At 71.5% G+C, this 23,682-nt stretch carries 21 protein-coding genes and 1 riboswitch; of the genes, 9 read left to right on the top strand and 12 right to left on the bottom strand.

The window, feature by feature from the left end; translation table 11 throughout:
- Positions 1 to 15: 15 nt before the first annotated feature.
- Together ACWIHY_RS22445 and proP are read right to left on the bottom strand one after the other, a co-directional pair.
- Positions 16 to 348: an antibiotic biosynthesis monooxygenase family protein gene (locus ACWIHY_RS22445; RefSeq protein WP_454377437.1), complete on the bottom strand. Its 333-nt coding sequence runs from the start codon at positions 346 to 348 to the stop codon at positions 16 to 18.
- Positions 345 to 1,766 carry a glycine betaine/L-proline transporter ProP gene (gene proP / locus ACWIHY_RS22450; RefSeq protein WP_454377438.1) on the bottom strand — a complete coding sequence of 474 codons (1,422 nt, stop codon included), beginning with the start codon at positions 1,764 to 1,766 and terminating at the stop codon, positions 345 to 347. The genes ACWIHY_RS22445 and proP overlap by 4 nt, the downstream gene beginning before the upstream one ends.
- 412 nt (positions 1,767 to 2,178) lie before the next feature.
- Here proP and ACWIHY_RS22455 point away from each other — a divergent pair, with 412 nt between their 5' ends.
- Positions 2,179 to 4,200, top strand: a complete 2,022-nt coding sequence (locus ACWIHY_RS22455; protein WP_454377559.1) for a bifunctional glycosyltransferase 87/phosphatase PAP2 family protein — start codon at positions 2,179 to 2,181, stop codon at positions 4,198 to 4,200.
- Here the strand turns inward: ACWIHY_RS22455 and ACWIHY_RS22460 are convergent.
- Positions 4,092 to 4,808, bottom strand: a complete 717-nt coding sequence (locus tag ACWIHY_RS22460; RefSeq protein ID WP_454377439.1) for a pyridoxamine 5'-phosphate oxidase family protein — start codon at positions 4,806 to 4,808, stop codon at positions 4,092 to 4,094. The genes ACWIHY_RS22455 and ACWIHY_RS22460 overlap by 109 nt on opposite strands.
- A 251-nt stretch (positions 4,809 to 5,059) precedes the next feature.
- On the opposite strand from ACWIHY_RS22460, the gene ACWIHY_RS22465 reads away from it, so the two are divergent.
- Complete coding sequence (locus ACWIHY_RS22465) at positions 5,060 to 5,908, top strand: helix-turn-helix domain-containing protein (protein WP_454377440.1); 849 nt, start codon at positions 5,060 to 5,062, stop codon at positions 5,906 to 5,908.
- Positions 5,868 to 6,140, top strand: a complete 273-nt coding sequence (locus tag ACWIHY_RS22470; protein ID WP_454377441.1) for a DUF397 domain-containing protein — start codon at positions 5,868 to 5,870, stop codon at positions 6,138 to 6,140. The genes ACWIHY_RS22465 and ACWIHY_RS22470 overlap by 41 nt, the downstream gene beginning before the upstream one ends.
- Positions 6,141 to 6,179: 39 nt before the next feature.
- Here the strand turns inward: ACWIHY_RS22470 and ACWIHY_RS22475 are convergent, their stop codons facing one another.
- Entirely contained in the window at positions 6,180 to 7,025 is an 846-nt protein-coding gene (locus ACWIHY_RS22475; RefSeq protein WP_454377442.1) for an NAD(P)H-binding protein, read from the bottom strand.
- Between the two features lie 100 nt (positions 7,026 to 7,125).
- On the opposite strand from ACWIHY_RS22475, the gene ACWIHY_RS22480 reads away from it, so the two are divergent.
- A complete protein-coding gene (locus ACWIHY_RS22480) occupies positions 7,126 to 7,524 on the top strand; it encodes a winged helix-turn-helix transcriptional regulator (RefSeq protein WP_454377443.1) in 399 nt (132 codons plus the stop codon).
- 110 nt (positions 7,525 to 7,634) lie between these two features.
- On the opposite strand, the gene ACWIHY_RS22485 is transcribed toward ACWIHY_RS22480, so the two are convergent.
- Positions 7,635 to 8,879: a cytochrome P450 gene (locus ACWIHY_RS22485; RefSeq protein WP_454377444.1), complete on the bottom strand. Its 1,245-nt coding sequence runs from the start codon at positions 8,877 to 8,879 to the stop codon at positions 7,635 to 7,637.
- A gap of 236 nt (positions 8,880 to 9,115) precedes the next feature.
- Between ACWIHY_RS22485 and ACWIHY_RS22490 the strand changes: the two genes are divergently transcribed.
- Positions 9,116 to 10,285: a steroid 3-ketoacyl-CoA thiolase gene (locus tag ACWIHY_RS22490; RefSeq protein WP_454377445.1), complete on the top strand. Its 1,170-nt coding sequence runs from the start codon at positions 9,116 to 9,118 to the stop codon at positions 10,283 to 10,285.
- 116 nt (positions 10,286 to 10,401) lie between these two features.
- Here ACWIHY_RS22490 and ACWIHY_RS22495 read toward each other — a convergent pair whose 3' ends face one another.
- From ACWIHY_RS22495 to ACWIHY_RS22520, 6 genes are all read right to left on the bottom strand, one after another.
- A complete protein-coding gene (locus ACWIHY_RS22495) occupies positions 10,402 to 11,235 on the bottom strand; it encodes an ECF transporter S component (RefSeq protein ID WP_454377446.1) in 834 nt (277 codons plus the stop codon).
- A complete protein-coding gene (locus tag ACWIHY_RS22500; protein WP_454377447.1) occupies positions 11,232 to 13,022 on the bottom strand; it encodes an ABC transporter ATP-binding protein in 1,791 nt (596 codons plus the stop codon). Before ACWIHY_RS22500 ends, ACWIHY_RS22495 begins: the two co-directional genes overlap by 4 nt.
- On the bottom strand, positions 13,019 to 14,152 hold the full coding sequence (locus tag ACWIHY_RS22505) for an energy-coupling factor transporter transmembrane component T (RefSeq protein WP_454377448.1): 1,134 nt from the start codon (positions 14,150 to 14,152) through the stop codon (positions 13,019 to 13,021). Before ACWIHY_RS22505 ends, ACWIHY_RS22500 begins: the two co-directional genes overlap by 4 nt.
- The gene (locus ACWIHY_RS22510) at positions 14,149 to 14,838 is read right to left on the bottom strand and encodes an SCO2322 family protein (RefSeq protein ID WP_454377449.1); all 690 of its coding nucleotides are present in this window, start codon (positions 14,836 to 14,838) and stop codon (positions 14,149 to 14,151) included. The genes ACWIHY_RS22505 and ACWIHY_RS22510 overlap by 4 nt, the downstream gene beginning before the upstream one ends.
- Complete coding sequence (locus tag ACWIHY_RS22515; protein WP_454377450.1) at positions 14,835 to 16,073, bottom strand: prenyltransferase/squalene oxidase repeat-containing protein; 1,239 nt, start codon at positions 16,071 to 16,073, stop codon at positions 14,835 to 14,837. The genes ACWIHY_RS22510 and ACWIHY_RS22515 overlap by 4 nt, the downstream gene beginning before the upstream one ends.
- A gap of 57 nt (positions 16,074 to 16,130) precedes the next feature.
- A riboswitch (adenosylcobalamin (AdoCbl) riboswitch) is annotated at positions 16,131 to 16,284 on the bottom strand.
- 68 nt (positions 16,285 to 16,352) lie between these two features.
- Positions 16,353 to 16,946, bottom strand: coding sequence for an MBL fold metallo-hydrolase (locus ACWIHY_RS22520; protein WP_454377451.1), 594 nt, complete (start codon positions 16,944 to 16,946; stop codon positions 16,353 to 16,355).
- Between the two features lie 104 nt (positions 16,947 to 17,050).
- Here ACWIHY_RS22520 and ACWIHY_RS22525 point away from each other — a divergent pair, with 104 nt between their 5' ends.
- Positions 17,051 to 17,995 carry a GlxA family transcriptional regulator gene (locus ACWIHY_RS22525; protein ID WP_454377452.1) on the top strand — a complete coding sequence of 315 codons (945 nt, stop codon included), beginning with the start codon at positions 17,051 to 17,053 and terminating at the stop codon, positions 17,993 to 17,995.
- Here the strand turns inward: ACWIHY_RS22525 and ACWIHY_RS22530 are convergent.
- Positions 17,976 to 19,013, bottom strand: coding sequence for an MBL fold metallo-hydrolase (locus ACWIHY_RS22530; RefSeq protein WP_454377453.1), 1,038 nt, complete (start codon positions 19,011 to 19,013; stop codon positions 17,976 to 17,978). The two genes, ACWIHY_RS22525 and ACWIHY_RS22530, sit on opposite strands and share 20 nt — an antisense overlap.
- Before the next feature lie 167 nt (positions 19,014 to 19,180).
- Between ACWIHY_RS22530 and ACWIHY_RS22535 the strand changes: the two genes are divergently transcribed.
- The 3 genes from ACWIHY_RS22535 to lanKC all read left to right on the top strand — a co-directional run bounded on the left by ACWIHY_RS22535 (position 19,181) and on the right by lanKC (position 23,619).
- Positions 19,181 to 20,647 (top strand): aldehyde dehydrogenase, encoded by a 1,467-nt coding sequence (locus ACWIHY_RS22535; protein WP_454377454.1) that lies wholly within the window; start codon positions 19,181 to 19,183, stop codon positions 20,645 to 20,647.
- Positions 20,647 to 20,880 (top strand): ferredoxin, encoded by a 234-nt coding sequence (locus ACWIHY_RS22540; RefSeq protein WP_454377455.1) that lies wholly within the window; start codon positions 20,647 to 20,649, stop codon positions 20,878 to 20,880. The genes ACWIHY_RS22535 and ACWIHY_RS22540 overlap by 1 nt, the downstream gene beginning before the upstream one ends.
- 150 nt (positions 20,881 to 21,030) lie before the next feature.
- Positions 21,031 to 23,619, top strand: coding sequence for a class III lanthionine synthetase LanKC (gene lanKC / locus ACWIHY_RS22545; protein ID WP_454377456.1), 2,589 nt, complete (start codon positions 21,031 to 21,033; stop codon positions 23,617 to 23,619).
- Positions 23,620 to 23,682: the final 63 nt, after the last annotated feature.

Raw genomic sequence — 23,682 nt, forward strand, 5'->3', positions numbered from 1 at the left:
CGGCGGTTCCGGCGGTCAGCCGTTCTTCGGACCGGCCTGCTGGACCACCTCGAACGACCACAGCGTGGAGCCGGAGGCGGCGGGCTTGGGACGCTCGCCGCCTTCACCCGCGCCCGGACCCTGGTGCGCGGCCTTCATCGGCCCCTCCATCCAGGCCTGGAACGACGCCTCGTCGGCCCACCGGGTGTAGACGAGGTACTGGTCGGTCCCCTCGACGGGCCGCAGCAGCTCGAACCACTCGAAGCCGTCGGAGTTCTCCACGGCCCCGGCCCGCGCGGAGAAGCGCTTCTCCAGTACCTCACGCTGCTCGGCCGGCACACTCAGCACATTGATCTTCACGATACTCATGCGCCCATCCTGCCGTACGGAGCGCGCAGTTCCCGGGCTTCCTCCTCCGTGGCCACCGACGGCGGCGAGCCGGGCAGCGGCCTGCGGGCGCTCTCCGTCATGAAGAACACCGCCACGCCGCCGACGACGGCCGCGGCCATCATGTAGTAGGCGGGCATCATCATGTTGCCGGTGGCGCCGATCAGCGCGGTGACGACCAGCGGCGTCGTACCGCCGAAGAGCGAGACCGAGATGTTGAAGCCGATCGACAGCGAGCCGTAGCGCACCTTGGTCGGGAAGAGCGCCGGCAGCGCGGACGGCATCGACGAGGTGAAGCAGACCAGGAGCAGTCCCAGCGCGCCCATGCCGCACGCGATGGCGAGCAGCGAACCCTGACGGATCAGCAGCAGGGCGGGGACGGACAGGACCAGGAATCCGGCGCAGCCCGCCGCGATCACCGGGCGGCGGCCGACGCGGTCGGTGAGGCGGCCCATGAAGAGCTGCGCGCACATCATCAGCGCCATCACGCCGAGGACGACGAGCAGGCCGTGCGTGGCGTCGTACTTCAGCTGCTCGGTCAGGTACGTCGGCATGTACGACAGGAGCATGTAGTCGGTGACGTTGAAGACGAGCACCAGGGCGATGCACAGCAGCATCGCCCGCCACTGGCCGACCACCATGTCCTTGAGGCCGGCCTTCTTCTTGCGGTCGGCCTGATCGGCGCGCGCCTCCTTCTCCAACTGGGCGAAGGCCGGGGTCTCTTCGAGGCGCAGCCGCAGATAGAGGCCGATGATGCCCATCGGGCCCGCGATCAGGAACGGGACGCGCCAGCCCCAGGAGAGCAGGTCGTCCGCGCTGAGCAGGGCGGTCATCAGGGTCACCAGGCCGGCGCCCCCGATGTAGCCCGCGAGGGTGCCGAATTCGAGGAAGCTGCCGAAGAAGCCACGGCGCTTGTCCGGGGCGTACTCCGCGATGAAGGTGGAGGCGCCGCCGTACTCGCCGCCGGTCGAGAAGCCCTGGACCAGGCGGGCGAGGAAGAGGAGCGCGGGCGCCCAGATGCCGATGGACGCGTACGACGGGATCAGGCCGATGGCGAAGGTGCCGGCCGCCATCATGATCATGGTGATGGCGAGGACCTTCTGGCGGCCGACGCGGTCGCCGAGCGGACCGAACACCATGCCGCCGACGGGCCGCACCAGGAAGGCCGCGGCGAACGCTCCGAACGTCGACAGCAACTGCGCGGTGGGGTCGCCGGACGGGAAGAACACCTTCCCGAGCGTGACCGCGATGTAGCTGTAGACGCCGAAGTCGAACCACTCCATCGCGTTGCCCAGAGCGGCGGCCTTCACGGCCCGCTTCACCATCGCGGGGTCGGTGACGGTGATGTCGGCGGTCCCGGCCGGGTGGACGCGGGAGTCAACAGGTATGGAAGTCGGCACGAATTTGCCCGCCTGCGCTTTCTCTTGATGGACGACATGACACGAGCCGCCCTGCCCGGCGGCTCAAACACGACCATAGGGGTCCAACCGGCCTTTACGGGCAGTGTGGAGTTGATCGCTCTTCGTCCACCTGACCAGCCACAAGCTGGGCAAACGTGCCGCACGCCGAGTCCGCCGCACCCCCCTCACTTGTGATCCATCTCGCGCCCTCACGGCGGAACGTGGATCGTGGAAAGTGAAGTCGTTCGGACAAAACCGGATGACAGCCAGGCGAAGCGGGGGTTGCCTGCGTCTTCTGTACAGGTCAGTGCGAGGCTCTACGCACCATGCACGCGGGTGCGGGGACAGTGGGGAGGGTCAGCGCGACGTGGCGAATGCGGAGCGGGGCGCGGCGGGCGGCGCCGTAGGGGCAATGGGCGCCGGAAACAGGCTCGGAGCGGCACGGATCGCCCTCTGGGCCGTCGTGGCCGCACTGGGCGTGCGGCAGATCGCGATGTTGCTGCGTACGCCGCCGGGCGAGCGCCTCACCGACCTGGAGACCTGGATCGGCGACGAGGGCGTACTGCACGTGGCGGGTTCGCTCTACGACACCGACCGTTTCATCGGTACACCCTTCGCCGGGCTCGTACTGAAGCCACTGGCCCGCTCCGCCGAGCAGAGCCTCGGCGTGGCGTGGACCTTCGGGACGCTGCTGCTCGTCGCCGTACTCGGCATGGTCGCAGCCCGCGCCCTGCCAGGGCCCGTGTCCCGGCGCACCGCGCTGCTCGCCGCACCCGTCGCCATCAGCCTGCTGATGCTGTCGCTGCCCGTCCGCAACACACTCCACCTCGGCCAGACCAGCGTCATCCCCGTCCTCTTCGTCCTCCTCGGCTGCTTCCAGGCGCGCGGGCAACGCAGTTCGGGCGTCCTCATCGGCATCGCCGCCGCCCTCCAGCCCACCGTGCTGCTGTTCGCGCCCCTGCTGTGGCTGACGGGCCGCAGACGCGCGGCGCTCACCACCGGCGCCACGTTCGCCGCCTGCTCGGCGCTCGCCTGGGCCGCTCTGCCGCAGGACTCCTGGACGTACTGGGTGCACCATGTGGCCGGCGCCGGGCTCGGCGCCCGCCCCGACAGCCTCGCCAACCAGTCGCTGCACGGCGCGCTGCTGCGGCTCGGCCTCGAGGGCCCGCTGGAGATCGCCCTCTTCCTGCTCCTGGCCGCGACCGTCGTCGTACTCGGACTGCGGCGGGCCGTCCGTTACGCCCAGGACGGCCAGCTGCTCCTCGCCGTGGCCCTGACCGGCTGCGTCGCCGTCGCCGTCTCGCCGACGGCCTGGCAGCACCAACTGCTGTGGGTGCTGCTCGCGGTGGTCGGCCGGGTCGGCAAGCGGGCCTCGGACCGGATGGTGTGGCCCGCGGCCGTCGTCCTGGTGATGACGCTGCCCGGCACGATGCTGCTGCCGAACGTGGGACCGCTCATCCTCATCCGCGACAACATCCTGCTGGTGGCGGCCGTCGCGGCGGCCTGCGCGGTGCCCTTCCTCTCGCGAACCTCGCCGTACTGGCTCCAGCCCCTCCCCACCGACTACGCGAAACCCGTCGCCGGCCGCTGGAGCCGGGTTCCGCTGCTGCCGTTCTGGCGCCGCGTCCTCACCCGCCCCAACCTGCTCCTCGAACTCCTGCTCATCCGGGCCGGCTACTCCGCCTACTCGCAGGTCCGCACGGCCGCGACGGGCGGGCGCGCCACCGCCGAGGAGAACGCCCGCCAGGTCGTCTCGGCGGAGCAGTTCCTGCGCATCGACATCGAGCGCTGGATCAACCACGCGGTCGTGAAGGCGGACTGGCTGGAAGGCTTTTTCAACTTCTACTACTCCTCCTTCCACTTCCTCGTACCGCTGGCGATCCTCGGTCTGCTGTACGCCCGCCGCCCCGCCGACTACCGCTGGGCCCGCAGCTCACTCGGCTTCGCGACCGTCCTCGCGCTGGTCGGCTTCTGGCTGTACCCGCTGGCCCCGCCGCGCCTGATGCCGGGCCTCGGGTACATCGACACGGTCCACGGAGCGCAGGACCTCGCGAGCCCCGAGTACGGCGCGCTGACCGCCCTCACCAACCAGTACGCGGCGATGCCCTCGCTCCACTTCGGCTGGTCGCTGTGGTGCGGCCTGGTAGTCGTCCTCATCGCCCCGAAGCTGTGGATGAAGCTTCTCGGGCTGCTCCACCCCTTCTTCACGGTGTGCGCCATCGTCGCCACCGCCAATCACTGGGTACTGGACGCGGTGGGCGGGGCGGCGGTCGTCGTTGCCGGCTTCGGCCTGACGTACGTCCTGGCCGGCCCGCGCAAGCTCCTTCAGCCCGCGTCGGCCGAGCGTGAACCGTCACTGCCCAGTGCCGATATGTGCGACGGCAGGGAGATCCCGGCCGGCAGTGCGGGGTCCGGCTCCGGTATGCCGAAGTAGGTGCTCATCGGCACGACTCCCGCCCACAGCCCCAGCTCTCCGTCGGGCCCGTCCCCGTCCTCGGGCGGTCCTGACGCCACCTTCACCGACGCTTCGTCGAGAGGGAGCGCCAGCAGGGAAGTGGCGGCGAGCTCCTTGGCGTTGGGGCGTCGGGCGTAGTCCCACTGCCCCGGCGCGCAGTGCTCGGTGACGACCCGCAGTCCGTGCAGGAGTGCTTCGGGATCGGTGCGCTGCGTGATGAGGCGCGGTACGCCGTAGACCATGGCGCTGCGGTAGTTGACACCGTGCTCGAAGACCGAGCGCGCGAGAACCAGCCCGTCGACATGGGTGACCGTGACGCAGACGGTGGTGTCGTCGGGCGAGGGCGCGAGGCTGCGGCTGGCGACGGACCCGTGGACGTAGAGCGTGCGGGTGCCGAAATCGACGCCGTAGACAGTGGGCAGCGCCATCGGGGTCCCGTCGACCACGACCCCGAGGTGGCAGACGAAACCGGCCCTCAGGACGGCGTCGAGGTTCGCCCGTGAGGTGCGGCCCTGGTCGCGCAGGCGGCGGTGGCGGGTGCGCTCGGTGACCGCCAGTTTGTGCTGATTCTGTTCTTTGTCGCTCATTCCCCAACCGATCCAGTTGATTAATTGCTCCGGATCAACTGTTTCAGTTGTTGCGAGGATGCTCAAGGGGGTGCCGGGACATCGCTGTCCCGACACCCCCTCGCATGGATCGTCGCGTTCAGCCAGGATCCGCCCGTACGTCCCGATCCGCCACTTGTGTGGTCACGGACCGCCGTGGGCAACTACGCTCAGCAACTGTACGAACACAACCCGCTCCGGACGGGGTGGAGTTGAGCGAAGGGGTGTCCGCCTTGGCCAACATCAACGTTCTCGACCCGAGTGCGTCGCCGCTCGACTACTACGGCTACGAGCTGCGCCGCTACCGCGAGGCCGCCGGGCTCACGCAGCAGCAGCTCGGTGTCGTCATCAACTACACCGGTTCGCTGATCGGCCAGGTGGAGACGGCCCGCAAACTCCCCACCGCCGAGTTCAGCGAGCGCGTGGATCTGGCCCTGGAGACGGGCGGGATGCTGTCCCGCCTGCTCGGGCTCGTACTGCGCAGCCAGCTTCCGGCGTGGTTCAGGAAGGTGGCGGAGCTCGAAGTGCGGGCCGTCGAGATCTGTACGTTCCACACGCACATGGTGCACGGGCTGTTGCAGACGGAGGCGTACGCACGGGCCGTACTCGGCGCCATGGACCAGAGCAATCTGGACGACCGCACGACGGTCAGGCTGGCCCGGCAACGCATCCTGGAGAACGGCGAGCCGCCGGTGCTGTGGGCGATCCTCAGCGAGGCGGCGCTGTGCCAGGCGATCGGCGGCCCTGAGGTTATGCGGGGGCAGTTGCGACACCTGATGTCCTTCGCGGACGACCCCAGGGTGTTCATTCAGGTGCTGCCGTTCGGATCGGGGGCGCATGCGGGACTGACGGGTTCCTTCAGCCTCTTTCGCTTCGCCAGCGATCCGGGCATTGTCTACACCGAGGGCTATGGAATGGGGCATCCGACCGCCAATCCGGAGACTTTCCAGGACTGTTCACTCCGTTACGATCACCTCCAAGCGGCGGCCCTGTCCCTCAAGGACTCGGCGGAGCTGATCCGGCGCATCATGGAGGAACGCTATGGGGAGCACCTCACGACTGACCGGCGCCCAGTGGCGTAAGTCGAGCTACAGCGGTGACCAGGGCGGCGACTGCGTCGAGTGCGCCCCCCTGGGCGCGGCAGCCTGGCGCAAGTCGAGCTACAGCAGTGACCAGGGCGGCGAGTGCGTCGAGATCGCCGAAGGCGCTTGCCTCGTCGCCGTGCGCGACTCCAAGGACCCCGAAGGCCCCGCCTTCACCGTCTCCCGTACCGCCTTCGCGGCCTTCGTCCGGGCCGCAGGGGTGGCCCTCTGAGCTGCGGCGGAACCTCCGGGGCCCGCGTGGTTGCGCCCCTTACCGGAAGGCCGCGACGTGGCGGGCGGCCCAGTCGGCGAAGCTGCGGGGCGCGCGGCCGAGGACCTTCTCGATGTCGGGGCTGATCCGCTGCTCGGCGGGCTTGGGGTCGCCCAGGATTTCCAGGGTCGTCCCGACCACCGGCGCCGGCATGAACTCCAGCATCTGCGCCCGCGCCTCCTCCCGCGTCTGTTCGGTGAACCGGACCGGTTCGCCGAGCGCGGCACCGATCGCCTCGGCACGTTGCCGGGGCGTGGTCAGGGCGGGCCCGGTCAGTTCGTAGATCCGGCCGGCGTGACCGTCCCCGCGCAGGGCCTCCGCCGCGACCTCGGCGATGTCGGCCGGGTCTACGGTCGGCAGGCCGACGTCGGCGAACGGTGCGGCGATGGTCCGCCGGAGGCGTACCGACTCGACCCAGGCGTACGCGTTGGAGTCGAAGCCGCCGGGCCGCAGGATCGTCCAGTCCATGCCCGACTGCCGGACGGCGTCCTCCGTGGACCGCCCCGTACCCCCGTGCGAGGCGGACTGCGGACGGGTCGCGACTCCCTGGGACGACAGCAGTACGACGCGTGTCACCCCGCCCGCCTGCGCGACGTCGAGGATGTGCTGCGGTCTGAGCAAATGCGCCCCTGCGCCGGTGTCGTGCAGGAACAGCGCCTCGGCGCCGTCCAGTACGGGCCGAAGGCTCTCGGGGGCCGCGAGGTCCGCCTGGTGGTGCCTGACGCCCTCCGGTACGTCCGCGCCCGTGATTCCCCGGGACACCGCCGTCACCCGCGCACCGGCTGCCGCGAGTGCCTGTACGAGCGGTCGGCCGACGTTTCCGGTCGCTCCCGTTGCCACGATCATGAACAACTCCCCTGTCGCTGCGCTGTGTTGTCCATGCCGACGCTAACAGCGTCGGTATAGTAGGTACCTAGAGGAAAGTGACTACCGGTGGAGGAAGCGCATGGCCGGCAATGCGGCAACCGGGGCGGCGCTCGCGCCGCCGGTGGACCCCGAACAGGCCTGTCCCATCGCTCCGGTCGTGGACATCGTGTTCAGCCGGTGGACCACACCGATCCTGTGGACGCTCCACACACACGGCCGGCAGCGCTTCGTCGAGCTGGAGCGGCGCATCACCAGGATCACGCCGAAGGTGCTGACCCAGCGCCTGCGGCAGCTCGAACGCGACGGCATGATCGTGCGCACGTACCACCCGGAGGTCCCGCCCCGGGTGGAGTACGAGATCAGCGCGCTCGGCGGCAGCCTCGCCCCGCTGTTCGCGCACCTCGCCGAATGGGCCGGCGCCAACCTCGACAAGGTGGACCGGGCGCGCCAGGACTACGACGCCGATTCGGCTCCGTAACGCGGCCAAGAGACCGCAGGGGCGGCAGACCCGGTGAGAGGTGGGGGCGGGGCGGTGGGGGGAGTTGGCCCCCACCTCCCATGTCCGGGGTCTGTCCGGCGCCCTCCCGGTCAGGTGCGGGTGACCTGGAGTTCTTTGATGCCGTTCAGCCACGCCGAGCGCAGGCGGCGCGGGTCGCCGGCGAGTTTGAGGTCCGGCAGGGCGTCGGCGATCGCGTTGAAGATGAGGTTGATCTCCAGTACGGCGAGTGATTTGCCGAGGCAGAAGTGCGGGCCGCCGCCACCGAATCCGAGGTGCGGGTTCGGGTCGCGGGTGATGTCGAAGGCCTCGGGCTCGGCGAAGACGTCGGGGTCGTTGTTGGCAGACGAGTAGAAGATGCCGACGCGGTCGCCCTTCTTGATCTGCTGCCCGCCCAGTTCGAGGTCCTGCGTCGCGGTCCGCTGGAACGCGACCACGGGCGTTGCCCAGCGCACGATCTCCTCCGCCGCCGTCTCGGGGCGGTCCCTCTTGTAGAGCTCCCACTGCTCGGGATGGGTCAGGAAGGCGTGCATGCCGTGGCTGATCGCGTTGCGCGTCGTCTCGTTTCCGGCCACCGCCAGCAGGATGACGAAGAAGCCGAACTCGTCGGAGCCCAGGTTTCCTTCGCCCTCCGCCGCCACGAGCTGCGACACGATGTCCTTGGCCGGGCACTCCTTGCGGGCGGCGGCGAGGTTCATGGAGTACGAGACGATCTCCATGGCGGCCTCGGTGCCGACCTCCTCGGTGATGGCGTACTCGGGATCGTCGTACGCCGCCATCTTGTTGGACCAGTCGAAGATCTTGACGCGGTCCTCCTGCGGTACGCCGATGAGCTCGGCGATGGCCTGGAGGGGGAGTTCGACGGCGATGTTGGTGACGAAGTCGAAGGACTTGTCGTCGGCCGCCTCGGCGATCGCCGTCTCGACGATCGAGCGGGCGCGGTGGCGCAGGGCGTCCTCCAGGGAGCGGATCGCGCGCGGGGTGAAGCCGCGCTGGACGATCTGGCGGACACGGGTGTGCTCCGGCGGGTCCATGTTGAGCATGATGAGCTTCTGGACCTCGATCTGGTCCCGGCTGATGGTCTCGTTGAAGCGGATGACGGCGGTGTTCGTGTTCGACGAGAAGAGCTCCGGGTGGGTGGAGACGTACTTGACGTCGGCGTGCCGGGTGACGGCCCAGTAGCCCGCGTCGTCGAAGCCCGAGATGCCGGGCGGCTGCGCGCACCACCACACGGGCGCGGTCCGCCGCATCTGCGCGAACTCCGGATGCGGCACGCGGGCTTGGAGCAGGTCGGGGTCGGTGAAGTCGAACCCTTCGGGCATCGCGGGGCAGTGCATCGGCAGCTCCAATGTCTGACGACCCATCAGAAGTTGCCGGGAATGTAGTAACGAGTTCTACAAGTGGCAAGGGTCGCGGCGCCATCTGTTGCGTGTGGAGTACGTGCACAGGCGTGCAAGACCCTTGCGCTGCCGGGGCGGCACTCATAAGACTGCATAGAGAACTAGAACGCGTACTAGTTCGGAGCCTGCCGTGGGCCGCCGGGACGTCCTGCGGGTAAGGAGAGGACGAGCTCATGGCCGCGGAACCCGTCATCGTCGAAGCTGTACGCACCCCCATCGGCAAGCGCGGAGGCGCGCTCGCCAACCTCCACCCCGCCTATCTGCTGGGCGAGACGTACCGCGAACTCCTCGGCCGTACGGCCATCCACGCCGACTGCGTCGAACAGATCGTCGGCGGTACGGTCACCCACGCCGGCGAGCAGTCCATGAATCCGGCCCGCAATGCCTGGCTGGCGGTCGGTCTGCCGTACGAGACGGCCGCGACCACGGTGGACTGTCAGTGCGGCTCCTCGCAGCAGGCCAGTCACATGGTCGCCAACATGATCGCCGCCGGGGTCATCGATGTCGGCATCAGCTGCGGAGTCGAGGCCATGTCGCGGGTGCCGCTGGGGTCGGGGTCCAAGCACGGGCCGGGGAAGCCGTGGCCCGACGAGTGGAACGTGGACCTGCCGAACCAGTTCGAGGCGGCCGAGCGGATCGCCCGCAAGCGCGGGCTCACGCGCGAACGCGTCGACTCGCTGGGCCTGTTGTCGCAGGAGCGGGCGGCGACGGCCTGGGCCGAGGAGCGTTTCAAACGGGAGACCTTCGCTGTGCAGGTGCCGACGACCGAGGAGGAACAGGTCGCGGGGCAGGGCATGTGGCGGCTCGTCGACCGAGACGAGGGACTGCGGGACACGTCGATGGAGGCGCTGGCACGGCTCAAGCCCGTCATGCCGACGGCCGTGCACACGGCCGGGAACTCGTCGCAGATATCCGACGGCGCGAGCGCGATCATGTGGGCGTCGAAGCGGATGGCGCGCGCCCTCAAGCTCAGGCCGCGCGCGCGGATCGTGGCCCAGGCGCTGGTCGGTTCGGACCCGCACTTCCATCTCGACGGACCGATCGACGCGACGCGGGCGGTGCTCGGCAAGGCGGGCATGTCGCTGAAGGACATCGACGTCGTCGAGATCAACGAGGCCTTCGCATCGGTGGTGCTGAGCTGGGCGCAGGTCTTCGAGCAGGACCTGGAGAAGGTGAACGTGAACGGCGGGGCGATCGCGCTGGGCCATCCGGTCGGAGCGACCGGGGCCCGGCTGATCGCCACGGCTCTGCACGAACTGGAGCGGCGGGACAAGGAGTTCGCGCTCATCACGATGTGCGCGGGCGGCGCACTGGCCACCGGGACGATCATCCAGCGGCTGTAGGTCCGTGCGTACGGGGGTGGCTCCCGGAGCCCTTTGGAGGGGCCGACGGTGGGTTCGTGGGCCTACTGCCCTGGTTGGTGGAGGGCCAAGGTCCTGTGGGCCCTCTCACCGCCGGGTCAGCGCTGCGGGCTTTCGAATGTGACCTGGGCCTCGAAGGCCGCACGGCGTGTGGCCCGGCGCAGCGCCTTGAGGAGGGTGGCGCCGATGGTGAGGGTCAGTACGACGGTGAGCGCGGCCCGGCCCAGATCCCAGCCGAGGGAGGTGGTGAGGCAGTACACGAGGAAGCGAACCAGGTTCTCGTGCACCGGGTCGCCGGGCTGGAAGGAGATGCTGCTCGACAGGTCGGCGCCGCCGATGTACGGCCAGCCCTGCAGGTTCATGACGGTGCCGTAGAAGAAGGCGGCGAGGCAGCCGTACGCCGCCAGCATCGCCAGCTCCGCCCGGCCGCGCAGGCGCTCCGCGCCCGGCAGCAGGCCCGCGCCCATCGTGAACCAGCCCAGGGACAGCATCTGGAACGGCATCCACGGCCCGACGCCACCCGTGAGCAGCGCGGACGCGAACATCGTCACCGAGCCCAGTACGAAGCCGAAGCCGGGGCCGAGGACGCGGCCGCTCAGCACCATCAGGAAGAACATCGGTTCCAGGCCGGCCGTCCCCGCTCCGAGCGGGCGCAGTGCCGCTCCGACGGCGGCCAGTACGCCGAGCATCGCGACGGCCTTCGCGTCGAGCCCGGAGTCGGCGATGGTCGCCACGACGACAGCCACGAGGAGGGGGAGAAGGGCGGCGAGGAGCCATGGGGCGTCCTGGGAGTGGTCCCGCGCCAGCCCCGAGGCGGGGTCGGCGAGCAGCGGCCAGCCGAAGGCGATCACCCCGATCGCGCTGATGAGGAGGAGCGCTGCCACGGAGCGGGGGCCGAGGCGTACGGGGCGGGGCGGCTTCGTCGCGCTCATGGCGTCGCCCCGCCCAGCGCGTCGCGCACCTGTGGAACGGTCAGCCACTTCTGCGGGGTGAGGATCTTCGCCACCTGCGGGGCGAAGGCGGGGGAGGAGACGACGACCTCGGCCGTCGGGCCGTCCGCGACCACCTCGCCGTCGGCGAGGATCACGACGCGGTGCGCGAGTTCCGCCGCGAGCTCCACGTCGTGCGTCGCCAGGACGATCGCGTGCCCTTGGGCGGCCAGCTCGCGCAGCAGGCCCACCAGGCGGGACTTCGCCGCGTAGTCCAGGCCGCGGGTCGGCTCGTCGAGGAGGAGCAGCGGGGGCCGCCCGGTGAGCACGATGGCGAGCGCGAGGGCGAGGCGCTGGCCCTCGGACAGGTCGCGCGGATGTGTGTCGTCGTGGATGCCGGGGAGCAGCTCGGCGACAAGGGCCCGGCAGGCGCCCGGTGCGGCGCCCGCGTCGCTGTCGGCCGCCGCGCACTCGGCGGCGACGGTGTCGGCGTACAGCAGATCGCGCGGCTCCTGGGGAACCAGGCCGACCTCCCGGACCATGTCGCGGGGGCGGGTGCGGTGGGGGGTGCGGCCGCCGACGGTGACGGTGCCGGAGGTGGGCTCGACCATGCCGACGAGGGCGGACAGGAGGGTGGACTTGCCGGCGCCGTTTCGGCCCATCAGGGCGACGGTCTCGCCCCGGGACACGGTGAGCGTGACCCGGCGCAGGGCCTCGATGCGGGCGCGGCGGACACCGAGGCCGGTGACGGAGGCGACGGTGGTGGTGGGGGTGCTCGCGGCTTCTGCGGCGGGGGACGGGTCGGTGCGGCGCCGCAGCAGGCGGGCGAGCTTCTCCCCTGCCCGGCCCGTGCCGGAACGAGGGACAGGCCCCCGGGCCCCCGGGTGTCCGGCGGGCGCATCCGGCGCATCGTCAGTCGCCGGACGGGCCTGATCCCGGTCGGCGGCGGGCGGCCCGGGGCGCGCCGGCTCCGCGTCGGCCAGTCGGGCCCGCAGGGCCGTGGCGCGCCGGCGGGCGTCCCGTACGGAAAGGGGGAGCGGCTCCCAGCCCGTGAGGCGGCCCAGCGCCACCACCGGCGGGTGCACCGGTGAGACGGCCATGATGTCGGCCGGCGCCCCCACGAGCGGTGCCTCGCCCGCGCCCGGCAGCAGGATCACCTGGTCCGCGTACTGCACCACCCGCTCCAGGCGGTGCTCGGCCAGCAGCACCGTCGTACCCAGGTCGTGGACCAGGCGCTGCAACACCGCCAGCACCTCCTCGGCCGCCGCCGGGTCCAGCGCCGACGTCGGCTCGTCCAGCACCAGCACCTTCGGATGCGGGGTGAGCACCGAGCCGATCGCCACGCGCTGCTGCTGGCCGCCGGAGAGCGTGGCGATGGGGCGGTCGCGCAGCTCCGCGAGGCCGAGCAGGTCCAGCGTCTCCTCGACCCGGCGCCGCATCACGTCCGGCGCAAGGCCGAGTGATTCCATGCCGTACGCCAGCTCGTCCTCGACGGTGTCGGTGACGAAGTGGGCGAGCGGGTCCTGACCCACCGTCCCGACCAGATCGGCGAGTTCGCGCGGCTTGTGGGTCCGGGTGTCACGGCCGTCGACCGTCACCCGTCCGCGCAGGGTGCCGCCCGTGAAATGGGGGACGAGGCCGGAGACGGTGCCCAGCAGGGTCGACTTGCCGACTCCGGAAGGGCCGACCAGCAGTACCAACTCGCCCTCGGGCACCGTGAGGTCCACACCCCGGATCGCCGGCGACGCGGCGTCCTCGTAACTGACCGACACATTCTCGAACCGGATCACTTCGGAGTCGCCTTCACTGCGGGAGGTACGGAAAGTGCGGGAGGCACCGGGGCCACGAACGCCGGCAGCAGGCCGATCAGTACGGACGCCGCCGGCCACAGCGGCAACTCGGGAGCGACCAGGGGGATCACCCCGGGGTGCAGCGCCGCCGGGTCGTACGCGGCCGCCCAGATCATCAGCGCCGCGACCGTCACCCCCGACCCCGCCACCAGCCATGCCCGTACGCCCCACGTGTCGGGCCGGTAGCGGGTTCGGACGCTGCGCCGGCCGCCGAGGCGCAGCCCCGCCAGCGCCGCGACGAGCCCAGCGGCCATGACCGGCAGACCGTACGTCGCCCCGTCGGCGGTCAGCAGCCCGTACGCCCCGGCGCACACCCCCAGCAGCCCGCCCAGCGTCAGCACGGTCGTGGTGTGCCGTACGGCGGGCGGTACCTCGGCGGTGCGGCCGTACCCGCGCGCGTCCATCGACGCGGCCAGAGCCACCGACCGCTCCAGCGCCCCCTCCAGGACGGGAAGCCCGATCTGGAGCACGGCCCCGACGCCCCCGGTCGGCCGGCCGCGCAGCCGGCGCGCGGTGCGCAGCCGCACCACGTCGGCCACCATGTTCGGCGCGAACGTCATCGCGACGACGACGGCGACCCCGGCCTCGTACAGCGCGCCCGGCAGCGACTTGAGCAGCCGGGCCGGATTGGCGAGCGCGTTCGCGGCGCCCACACAGATGAGGAGCGTGGCCAGCTTCGCCCCGTCGTACAGGGCGAAGACGAGCTGCTCCGCCGTCACGCGCCCTCCGATCCGCACGCCCTGCGCCCAGTCGGGCAGGGGCACTTCGGGCAGCGTGAAGAGGATGTGGGCGCCCGGGATCGGTGAGCCCAGGAACGCCGAGAAGACGAGGCGGATGCCGATGACGAACAGGCCGAGCTTCACGAACGCCCCGTACGAACGCGCCCACGGGGCGTCCGTCCTGCGCGCCGCCACCACGAACCCGGCCACCCCCACCAGCATGCCGAGCAGCAGCGGATTGGTGGTCCTGGACGCGGCGACGGCCAGACCGAGCGCCCACAGCCACCACGCCCCGGCGGGCAGGGCGTTGCTACGGGCGGCTTGCGGCGCGCGCAGGGTCATGGAGGTCATCCGCGGCGGCGGCGCGCCTGCCACACGCCCGCGGCACCGAGCGCGAACACGGCGGCGAGGCCGACGAGCAGCCCGGCGGAGGGGCCGCTGCCGTCGTCGTCGGTGGTCCGGCCGACGGTCGCGGTCGCTGTCACGGACGAGCGAGGCGTGTCCTCGCGGCCGGACACCTGCTCCCCGCAGCCCGTCTTCGGGTAGCCGGAGATCGCGCAGAGCAGCGCCGCGCTGTCGTAGCGCAGCGGCTTCGCCACCTGGGCGAGCGCGTCCGCGGCGGTTGCGTCCGCACCGGTGCGCGCACACGCCGTGCGCAGTGCCGGTGGACGCTCGCCGGCCGGGGCGTCGGCCGCCGTACCGGGGTCGATGACGACGGCGATCCGCTTGGCGCCCTCCTTGGCGGGCGTCCCGCCGCAGACGTCACCGAAGGCACCGGCCGCGTGGCGCGGCCGCGCCGAGTCCCGCGCGTCCTCGCTCACCGAGAACCGGAAGCCGATCACATCGCCGTCGGCGGGCCTGGCGGACGCCGGGCCCTGAGTGGCGTACGTCCACCGGCCGCCGTCGCTCTCCCAGAACGACCAGTAGCGGTAGCCCGTGCCCGCGTGCGCGGGCCCCGCGCCCAGTACCGCGAGGAGCGCGGCGCCGAGCACGAGGACGAGGGAGAGGGAGGCCGGCCGCGTACGTACCGTCGTCACCGCTGCTGGTTCTTCTTCTTGCGGCCGCTGAACAGGATGCCGACGCCGACGCTGGCGACGAACAGGATGCCGACGAGCCACCAGTCGCCGAAGCCCTGCTCGGAGCCCTTGTCCTCGTCGGTCTTCGTCTCCGTGGTCTCCGGCGCCGGCCCGGTCGCGTTGAGCGACTTCACCAGGTCGGTGCCGCCGAAGTTCTTCGGGTCGGTGCCGGTCGCGTGCGCGGCGAAGACCAGCTGCGCGTATGCGGCGGGGCCGTTCCCCTTCGCCCAGGACGCCGCATTCTTCTTCAGCCACCCCAGCGGCTTCTCGGCCTGCTCGGCGCCGCCCTGCGCGGCCAGCGCGACGACGGCGTCGGCCGTGTTGCCGAAGTCGGGCTGCGGCTCGCTGTCCTCGGCGCCGGGCATGGGAGGCGTGTCGAGGTGGCCCGTCTTCGCGAGTACGCCGTCGAGGTACGCGGCGCCGTTCGCGGCGGCCCGCTCGGGCGTCGGCTTGCCGGACTTGTCGCACTCGGCGGCCTTCTGGCCGTCCTTCTTCCCCTGGGCGTCCAGGCCCTGGCCGAGCCCGCCGAGTACACCCGCCGCCGTCGCGTCGGCGTTGGGCGCGAGCTTGCCGCCCTTGTCCGGCTGGTACGCGAACGCGCCGCCGCCCGACTTCGCGTCGCAGGGGACGGAGAAGGTGACGAGGGCGTCGTACGGCGACTTGCCCTGCTGCGACGTGACCTCACCGGGTTTCTCGCCCGCCGCGGCCAGCGCGCCGATCACGATCGACGTGGAGTTGGAGTCGCTCGCGCCGCCCGGGTTGTAACCCCAGCCGCCGTCCTGGTTCTGCGCGCCCTTCAGCCAGCTGACGCCCTTCTTCACGGCGGCGTCCTGCCCGCCGAGCGCGCTCAGCGCCTGCACGGCCGCGGCGGTGGCGTTGCTGTCCACCATGGTCTTCGACGTGCACGGCTCGGCGGCGTCGGCACGGAACGACGGGAAGCCGCCGCTGTCGCACTGCTGGCCGACGAGCCAGTTCACGGCCTTCGCGGCGGGCTTGACGCCCACCGTGTCCTGGGCGAGGAGGGCCAGCGACTGCCGCCAGACACCGTCGTACGTCGGGTCCTTCTCGCCGTAGAGCCCCGAGGGAACCACGGGAGTGGGGGAAGGCGCTGCGACGGCGGTCGTGGCCGTGGCCGCGGTGGCGCAGAGTACGGCGGAAGCTGCGAGCACGGCTGCTGCGCTGCGGCGAAGGGTCATGACGGGCGGGGGCCTCTCCTGCTGAGGAGCCGGGCCCGGGCACGCGGAAACCACGCACCAGGCTCCGGCTCCGTATACCTCGACGGTGCCGAGCCAGTAGTCATGCCGGACCGGGCGTTCCGACTCACCGCCCTCGGCGGGCGGCTCACGGTTGCGGGTCAGTGCCGGATTCGCACCGGCTTCCCCCAGAACGGCATGATGACGACTCGCACACTCTACCGGCCCGTAGCAAGCGGCCCCCGGGCGGTCCGGGCGCGGCGGCGGCGCCCGGCGCGGCCCCTACAGCGGCGCGGACGCGTCCGCCGGGAACGCGCCGCCGTGGCCGGGGACGATGACGTCGGCGATCGCGAGGACCCGTTCCCTGCTGGCCCGCAGTTGCGCGAGGTCCGGGGAGACCGGGTCTTCGACCGGTCCGTTCGGCCGCCACCACAGGTCTCCCACGAACGCGACCACCTCGTCCGGTGTGCCGACGAGCACCGTCACGTCCTCCCGGCTGTGTCCCGGAGTCCTGATCAGCCTTACGGACGGGGTCAGTTCGTACCCCTCCGCGTCGCGGTCGGTCCACTGGTCGCCGTGGTAGATCGCCTTGTGGTCGTGCATCCTGGCGCTGCCGAACAGCCCCGCGTTGATGATGTTGTCGGGGTGGTGGTGGCTGAGCACGACATCGGTGATGTCGTCGGGGCCCACGCCCATCGCGGCGAGCGGGCCCAGGATCCGGTCGCGGCTCGCGACCATGCCCGGATCGATGACGATCCGCAGGTCGCCGTCGGTCACGTACGAGACGGTGGCGGCGACGCCGGGGCCGGTGGAAGTGGTGTAGCCCGTGGTCAGGATCGTGTAGCCGGCCGTACGGCCGCGCGGTGTGTCGCTCATGGGGATCAGCTTTCCGTCGATGCGCGGTGCGCACGAGTGGCAGATGTGCCAGGCATCGCGGGATTCGTGCCATAACCGCGCCTGCCTGCTGCCAGACTGCGGGCATGACCCCGTTCCGTACCGTCGCCGCCTACGCGCCACCGGGGGTCGGCATGCTCAGCGTCGGCGTCGTCAGCGAGATCTTCGACGAGAGGGACTTCGACTTCACCCTGTGCACGGACCGTCCGGGCCCGGTCCCCACCGACCACGGCCTCTCCCTCACCGTGGAGCACGGCCTGGACCGGCTCGCCGAGGCCGACCTGGTCCTCGCCCTGCCGTGGAGCGGCTTCCGCACCCCGCCTCCGCCCCCCGTCCTCGACGCGCTGCGGTCCGCCCACGAGCGCGGCGCCACGGTCGCCGCCCACTGTGTCGGTACGTTCGCACTCGCCGCCGCCGGACTGCTCGACGGCCTGCGCGCCACCACCCACTGGCGCTTCGCCGCCCTGCTCGCGACCCTCCACCCCGGCGTCACCCTCGACCCCGGCGCCCTCTACGTCGACGAGGGCCGCACGGTCACCGGGGCGGGCGCCGCCGCGGGGTTCGACCTCTGCCTGCACCTGCTGCGCCGCGAACACGGCGCCGCGGTGGCCAACACCGTAGCCAGGGACCTCGTCCTGCCGCCGCACCGCGAGGGCGGCCAGGCCCAGTACCTGGCCGCCCCGGTACCCGAGGGCTGCGCCGACGACCGTCTCGCCGAGGTCCTCGACTGGGCCCGCGCCCACCTCGACCAGCCCCTCCCGGTCGACGAACTGGCGCGCCGCGCCCTCATGAGCCGCCGCTCCTTCGCCCGCCGCTTCACCGCCGCGACCGGCACCACCCCGCACGCGTGGCTGCTCACGCAGCGCCTCAACATCGCCGAGGAGCTGCTGGAGACGACGGAGCTGTCCGTGGAGGACATCGCCCGCCGCGTGGGTTACGCCGGCGCCGCCGTCCTGCGCGAGCAGTTCGTCCGCCGGCGGGGCATCCCGCCCCGCGACTACCGCCGGGCCTTCACACAGCGACGTACGTGACGGGTTCGCCGCCCGGGACCGCCTCCGCGTGCCCCAGCTTCACCAGGCGGCGCAGGTGTGCCTCGGCCTCCGAGACCGCGATGTTCCTGGACCCGTACGGGATCTGGTCCCAGGGCCGGTTCCACTCCATGCGCTCGGCCAGCTGCCAGGGGGTGAGGGGGGTGGCGAGGAGGGCGCGGAGGCCGGTGAGGCGGTCCTCGTGGTGGGCGAGGAGCACCCCGACGCGGGCGGGGGCGTCGGTGAACGCGTGCTGGTGGGCCGGAAGCACCTCGGCGGGCGCGAGACGGGCGACGCGTTCGAGGGAGTCGAGGTAGTCGCCCAGGGGATCGGTGACCGTGGTGTCGTCGGGGTCCTCGTACAGGCCGATGTGCGGGGTGATGCCGGGGAGCAGGTGATCGCCCGAGAAGAGGCGGCCGTTGCCGGGGAGGTTCGCCGGGTGCGTCTCCTCCAGGTGCAGGCAGACGTGGCCGGGAGTGTGACCCGGCGTCCAGATCGCGCGCAGGCGGCGGCCGGTCAGGGGGAGGACGTCACCGGGGACGATCTCGCGGTCGGGGAGCGCGGCCCTGAGGCCGGGCAGGGTGCGCATGCGTCCCGAGCCGCGGGCGGCGCGGAGCGGCGCGAGGTGGTCGTCGGGCGCGCCGGCGGCGGTGAGTTTGGCGGTGATGTAGCCGAGCCAGGTGCCGGGCTCCGCGCCGCGGGTCCGGCGTACGACCTCGGTGTCGGCGGCGTGCATGGCGATCCACGCGCCGGACGCGTCGCGCACCTGGCCGGACAGGCCGTGGTGGTCGGGGTGGTGGTGGGTGATGACCACGCCGTGGATGTCGGTGACCGCCGTACCGAGCGCGGCGAGACCGGTGACCAGCGCGTCCCAGGACGTGGGGTCGTCCCAGCCCGTGTCGATCAGGACCGGGCCGTCGTCGGTGTCGAGCAGGTGGACCAGGGTGTGGCCGAGGGGGTTGTCCGGGATGGGCACCTTGAGGGACCAGACGCCACCGCCGTGCTCGGTCACCTGCGTCATGGGTCCCCAATTCCTCGTCCAGGACTAGAACTCGTTCCAATAGTCGCCCAGGTCGACTTCTTTGCAAAGGGGTCGGGTCATGGACTCCGACGACCGCAGCTGGTAACAGTTCTGATGAACCGTCAGATAACTCGGGAGCGTTGCCGGGCCGTGGGAGGCACACAGTCATGACCGAGCTTGTGGAGCACCGGAAGCTTTACATCGGCGGCGAGCTGACCGATCCGCTGGGGACCGAGGTCATCGAGGTCGTCTCGCCGCACACCGAGCAGGTCATCGGGCGGGTGCCGCACGCGTCCCGGGCCGACGTCGACCGCGCGGTGGCGGCGGCACGCGAGGCGTTCGACGAAGGCCCCTGGCCCCGGACGACGCTCGACGAGCGGATCGCCGTCGTCACGCGGATCAAGGACGCGATCGCCGTACGGCACGAGGAGATCGCCCGCAGCATCACCTCCGAGAACGGGACGCCCTACACCGCGAGCGTCATGATGCAGGCGCTGGCCGCGATGATGGTGTGGGACGCCACCCTCGCCGTCGCGCGCGACTTCCCGTACGAGGAGCGGCGGACCGGTGTGCTCGGCCCGCTTCTCGTACGCCGGGAGCCGGTCGGGGTGGTCGCGGCCGTCGTGCCGTGGAACGTCCCGCAGTTCACGGCGGCGGCCAAGCTCGCGCCCGCGCTGCTCTCGGGCTGCACGGCCGTGCTCAAGGTGTCGCCGGAGACGCCTCTCGACGCGTACATCCTGGCCGAGATAGCCACCGAGGCCGGGCTGCCGGAGGGCGTCCTGTCGATCATCCCGGCCGACCGCGAGGTCAGTGAGTACCTCGTCGGGCATCCGGACGTCGACAAGGTGTCGTTCACCGGCTCGGTCGCGGCGGGCAGGCGCGTCATGGAGGTCGCCTCGCGCAACCTCACCCGCGTGACGCTGGAGCTCGGCGGCAAGTCGGCGGCCGTGATCCTGCCGGACGCGGACCTGGAGAGCGCCGTCGCGGGGATCGTCCCCTTCGCCTGGATGCTCAACGGGCAGGCGTGCGTGGCCCAGACCCGCATCCTCACCCCGCGCTCGCGCTACGACGAGTTCGCCGAGGCGTTCGCCGCGGCGGCCGGCGCGCTGAAGGTCGGCGACCCGCTCGACCCGGCCACCGAGGTCGGCCCGCTCGTCGCCGCACGCCAGCAGCGGCGCTCCCTGGACTACATCAGGATCGGACAGGAGGAGGGAGCGAAGATCCTCACCGGCGGCGGACGCCCGGCCGGCATGGAGCGGGGCTGGTACGTCGAGCCGACGCTCTTCGGCGGCGTCGACAACTCGATGCGGATCGCCCGCGAGGAGATCTTCGGCCCGGTCATCTGCCTGCTGCCGTACGACGACGAGCGCGACGCGGTGCGGATCGCCAACGACTCGGAGTACGGGCTCAGCGGCAGTGTGTGGACCGCCGACACCGAGCACGGGATCGACATCGCGCGGCAGGTCAGGACCGGTACGTACTCCGTGAACACCTTCAGCGTCGACATGCTCGGGCCCTTCGGCGGCTACAAGAACTCCGGCCTCGGGAGGGAGTTCGGGCCCGAGGGGTTCGGCGAGTACCTCGAGCACAAGATGATCCATCTGCCGGCCGGGCACGGCCTCGGGGAGGCGTGATGGGGGACCGCTGGCACGTCGAGGTCGACCGGGGGGTGTGCATCGGCTCCGGCATGTGCGTGAACCACGCGCCGGGCTCCTTCACCCTGGACACCGCCCGCCAGTCGCACCCCGCGGACCCCGACCTCGACGCCGACGAGAAGGTGCTGGCCGCGGCGGAGGGCTGCCCGGTCGAGGCGATCGCGATCACGCTGCCGGGAAGCGGGGAGGTGGTCTTCCCGCCGGAGGACTGAACCGGCCGCCGCCCGGCGGAAGTTCAGCGTCGAACAAGTGCGAACGGTTCTTTACCTGTGAGTACCGCACTGTCATGACGTGACAGGTGTGACTGTTCCTCCCCCTCGGCCGCGTGGAAATCTCGGTGTCACCGCAGCCGAGGGGGGCCCATGGACAACCGGTACGAGGTCTTCTGCCTCGCCGACAGACAGTTCTACGAGACCCCGGACCGTCTCTCCGCGATCCGGCCCGGACAGTCCGGCCGGTCTTCGTCGGATGCGCTCTTCGAAACGGCCAGGCGTGAACTGCCGCCGGGCTGGCGGAGGTTCGTGTCCGGCGACTGGATGCACATCAACCCGGTCGACGACACGGGGGCGCCACTCCCCGGCCGGCCGCTGCAGGGCTGGAAGATCCACGTCTCGGCCTGCCTGGACAACGCGGAGAAGACAGCCGCGAAGGTGTGGGACTACTGCGTGCCGCGAGCCGTCCCGTTCAAGTTCGTACCGGGCCCGCAGCCGCTCCACCTGCGCAACTCCAAATACGCCGGACGCGGCTCCAGCGGCAAGTTCGTGACCGTCTATCCCGCCGACGAGAACGAGCTGCACGTCATCCTCCGGGAGCTGGGCGAGCTGCTCGACGGCGAGCCGGGACCGTACATCCTCACCGACCTCCGCTGGGGCGACGGCCCGCTGTACGTCCGCTACGGCGGCTTCGCGCACCGCTACTGCGTCGACGCCACCGGCACCCTCGTCCCGGCGATCGAGAACCAAGAGGGGACGCTCGTCCCCGACCTGCGCGAGCCGGCCTTCCACGTACCGGACTGGGTGGAGTTCCCCGCGTTCCTGGAGCCGCACCTCGCGGCCCGCAACGCCACCACCACCAACGACCTGCCGTACCGCATCAAGAGCGCGCTGCACTTCTCCAACGGCGGCGGGGTCTACCTCGGCGAGGACCTGCGCAGCGGGGAGAAGGTGGTCCTCAAGGAGGCGCGGCCGCATGCCGGACTCGCCGCCGACCGGGCCGACGCCGTCACCCGCCTGGAGCGGGAGCGCACCGCCCTGGAGCAGCTGTCCGGGCTCGGCGTCGCCCCCGAGGTCCGTGACTGGTTCATGCTCGGTGACCACCGCTTCCTGGTGATGGACCACCTGCCCGGCCGCACCCTCAACTCGTTCTTCGCGCAGCGGCATCCGCTGCTCGAACCGGAGCCGGACCCGGCCGCCGTGGCCGACTACACGCAGTGGGCGCTGCGCATCCATAGCGCCGTCGAGGAAGCGGTCGCCGCCGTGCACAGACGGGGCGTCGTCTTCAACGACCTGCACATGTTCAACATCATGGTCGGCCCGGACGAGGAGTCCGTGCGCCTGCTGGACTTCGAGGCCGCCGCGCGCGTCGAGGAGAACCACCGCCAGGCCATCGCGCACCCCGGCTTCATCGCGCCCCGCGAGCGCACCGGCTTCGACGTGGATCTGTACGCCCTGGCCTGTCTGCGGCTGGCGCTCTTCCTGCCGATGACCACCCTGCTCGTCGTCGACCGGGACAAGGCCCACCACCTGGCGGAGGTCACCGCGCGCCAGTTCCCGGACGTACCGAAGGAGTTCCTCGACGACGCGGTGGCGGTGATCTGCGGGACGGACACCGCACCCGACCGGCCGTACGTGCCCGTGGAGCCCGCCGACTGGCCGCGCAGCCGTGACGCGATCGCCGCGGGCGTCCTGGCCTCCGCCACACCCGGCCGCGACGACAGGATCTTCCCCGGCGACATCGCCCAGTTCGCGGACGGCGGCGGCCTCGGCATCGCGCACGGCGTCGCCGGTGTCCTGCACGCACTCGGCCAGGCCGGCGCCGGCCGGTACGAGGAGGGCGAGGAGTGGCTTCTGCGGCAGACCGGTCCGCCGCCGCTCGGCACCCCGCTCGGCCTGTACGACGGCCTGACAGGTGTCGCCCACGTGCTCGACGGGCTCGGCCACCGCGAACGCGCCCTGGACCTGGCCCAGCGGGTGCTGGACGAGAAGTGGCAACGGCTCGTTCCCGGGCTGTACGGCGGCCTCGCCGGCGTCGGGCTCGTCCTGGCGGAGCTGTCCAGGACCACCGGGGAATCGTTCCTGCGCCAGCGTGCCCTGGAAGCCGCGCAACTCCTCGCCGACCAGCTGCAGCCGGGGAGCGCCGCCGGCAGCGGCAAGCGCGCCGGACTGCTGCACGGCGCCACCGGCCCCGCGCTGCTCTTCCTGCGGCTGTACGAGGACACGGGCGCTCCGCAACTCCTGGACCTGGCCGCCGACGCCCTGCGCGCCGACCTCGCGCGCTGTGTCAGCAACGGCACCGGCACCCTGCTCGTCGACGAGGGGACGCGCACGATGCCGTACCTCGGGGCCGGGTCCGTCGGCATCGGCATGGTCCTCGACGACTTCCTCGCACACCGCGAGGACGAGGAGTTCGAGGCCGCGCGGGCCGGCATCCTACGCGCCGCCCGCTCGCGCTACTACGCCCAGCCGGGGCTGTTCAACGGGCGCGCCGGCATGGCGCTCCACCTGGCCAGGACCACCGCCCCCGGGGCGCGGCCCGAACACCTCGCCGCGCAGCTCGAAGGACTCGGCTGGTACGCCCTGCCGTACGAAGGCCACCTCGCCTTCCCCGGCGACCAGATGATGCGCCTGTCCATGGACCTGGGCACCGGCGGCGCCGGTGTGCTCCTCGCACTGGCAGCGGCGCACGGCACCGGCGCGCACCTGCCCTTCCTCCCGCCGCTCCGGCGGCCCTAGAACCGGTCCGGCTCCGGCCTGGAGCCGTACCGCCCAAAAGAACCCGTCCCCACGGGAACGGAC

Source organism: Streptomyces sp. NPDC055287 (genome assembly GCF_053646035.1).

What these genes read in the sequence shown, in the direction of transcription:
- ACWIHY_RS22520 (WP_454377451.1), bottom strand. Translation starts at nt 16,946, where the DNA reads ATGAGCGACACACCGCGCGGCCGTACGGCCGGCTACACGATCCTGACC.
- ACWIHY_RS22460 (WP_454377439.1), bottom strand. Translation starts at nt 4,808, where the DNA reads ATGAGCGACAAAGAACAGAATCAGCACAAACTGGCGGTCACCGAGCGC.
- ACWIHY_RS22535 (WP_454377454.1), top strand. Translation starts at nt 19,181, where the DNA reads ATGACCGAGCTTGTGGAGCACCGGAAGCTTTACATCGGCGGCGAGCTG.
- ACWIHY_RS22470 (WP_454377441.1), top strand. Translation starts at nt 5,868, where the DNA reads ATGGGGAGCACCTCACGACTGACCGGCGCCCAGTGGCGTAAGTCGAGC.
- ACWIHY_RS22495 (WP_454377446.1), bottom strand. Translation starts at nt 11,235, where the DNA reads ATGAGCGCGACGAAGCCGCCCCGCCCCGTACGCCTCGGCCCCCGCTCC.
- ACWIHY_RS22480 (WP_454377443.1), top strand. Translation starts at nt 7,126, where the DNA reads ATGGCCGGCAATGCGGCAACCGGGGCGGCGCTCGCGCCGCCGGTGGAC.
- ACWIHY_RS22475 (WP_454377442.1), bottom strand. Translation starts at nt 7,025, where the DNA reads ATGATCGTGGCAACGGGAGCGACCGGAAACGTCGGCCGACCGCTCGTA.
- lanKC (WP_454377456.1), top strand. Translation starts at nt 21,031, where the DNA reads ATGGACAACCGGTACGAGGTCTTCTGCCTCGCCGACAGACAGTTCTAC.
- ACWIHY_RS22525 (WP_454377452.1), top strand. Translation starts at nt 17,051, where the DNA reads ATGACCCCGTTCCGTACCGTCGCCGCCTACGCGCCACCGGGGGTCGGC.
- ACWIHY_RS22455 (WP_454377559.1), top strand. Translation starts at nt 2,179, where the DNA reads ATGGGCGCCGGAAACAGGCTCGGAGCGGCACGGATCGCCCTCTGGGCC.
- ACWIHY_RS22505 (WP_454377448.1), bottom strand. Translation starts at nt 14,152, where the DNA reads ATGACCTCCATGACCCTGCGCGCGCCGCAAGCCGCCCGTAGCAACGCC.
- ACWIHY_RS22515 (WP_454377450.1), bottom strand. Translation starts at nt 16,073, where the DNA reads ATGACCCTTCGCCGCAGCGCAGCAGCCGTGCTCGCAGCTTCCGCCGTA.
- ACWIHY_RS22530 (WP_454377453.1), bottom strand. Translation starts at nt 19,013, where the DNA reads ATGACGCAGGTGACCGAGCACGGCGGTGGCGTCTGGTCCCTCAAGGTG.
- ACWIHY_RS22485 (WP_454377444.1), bottom strand. Translation starts at nt 8,879, where the DNA reads ATGCACTGCCCCGCGATGCCCGAAGGGTTCGACTTCACCGACCCCGAC.
- ACWIHY_RS22540 (WP_454377455.1), top strand. Translation starts at nt 20,647, where the DNA reads ATGGGGGACCGCTGGCACGTCGAGGTCGACCGGGGGGTGTGCATCGGC.
- ACWIHY_RS22445 (WP_454377437.1), bottom strand. Translation starts at nt 348, where the DNA reads ATGAGTATCGTGAAGATCAATGTGCTGAGTGTGCCGGCCGAGCAGCGT.
- ACWIHY_RS22490 (WP_454377445.1), top strand. Translation starts at nt 9,116, where the DNA reads ATGGCCGCGGAACCCGTCATCGTCGAAGCTGTACGCACCCCCATCGGC.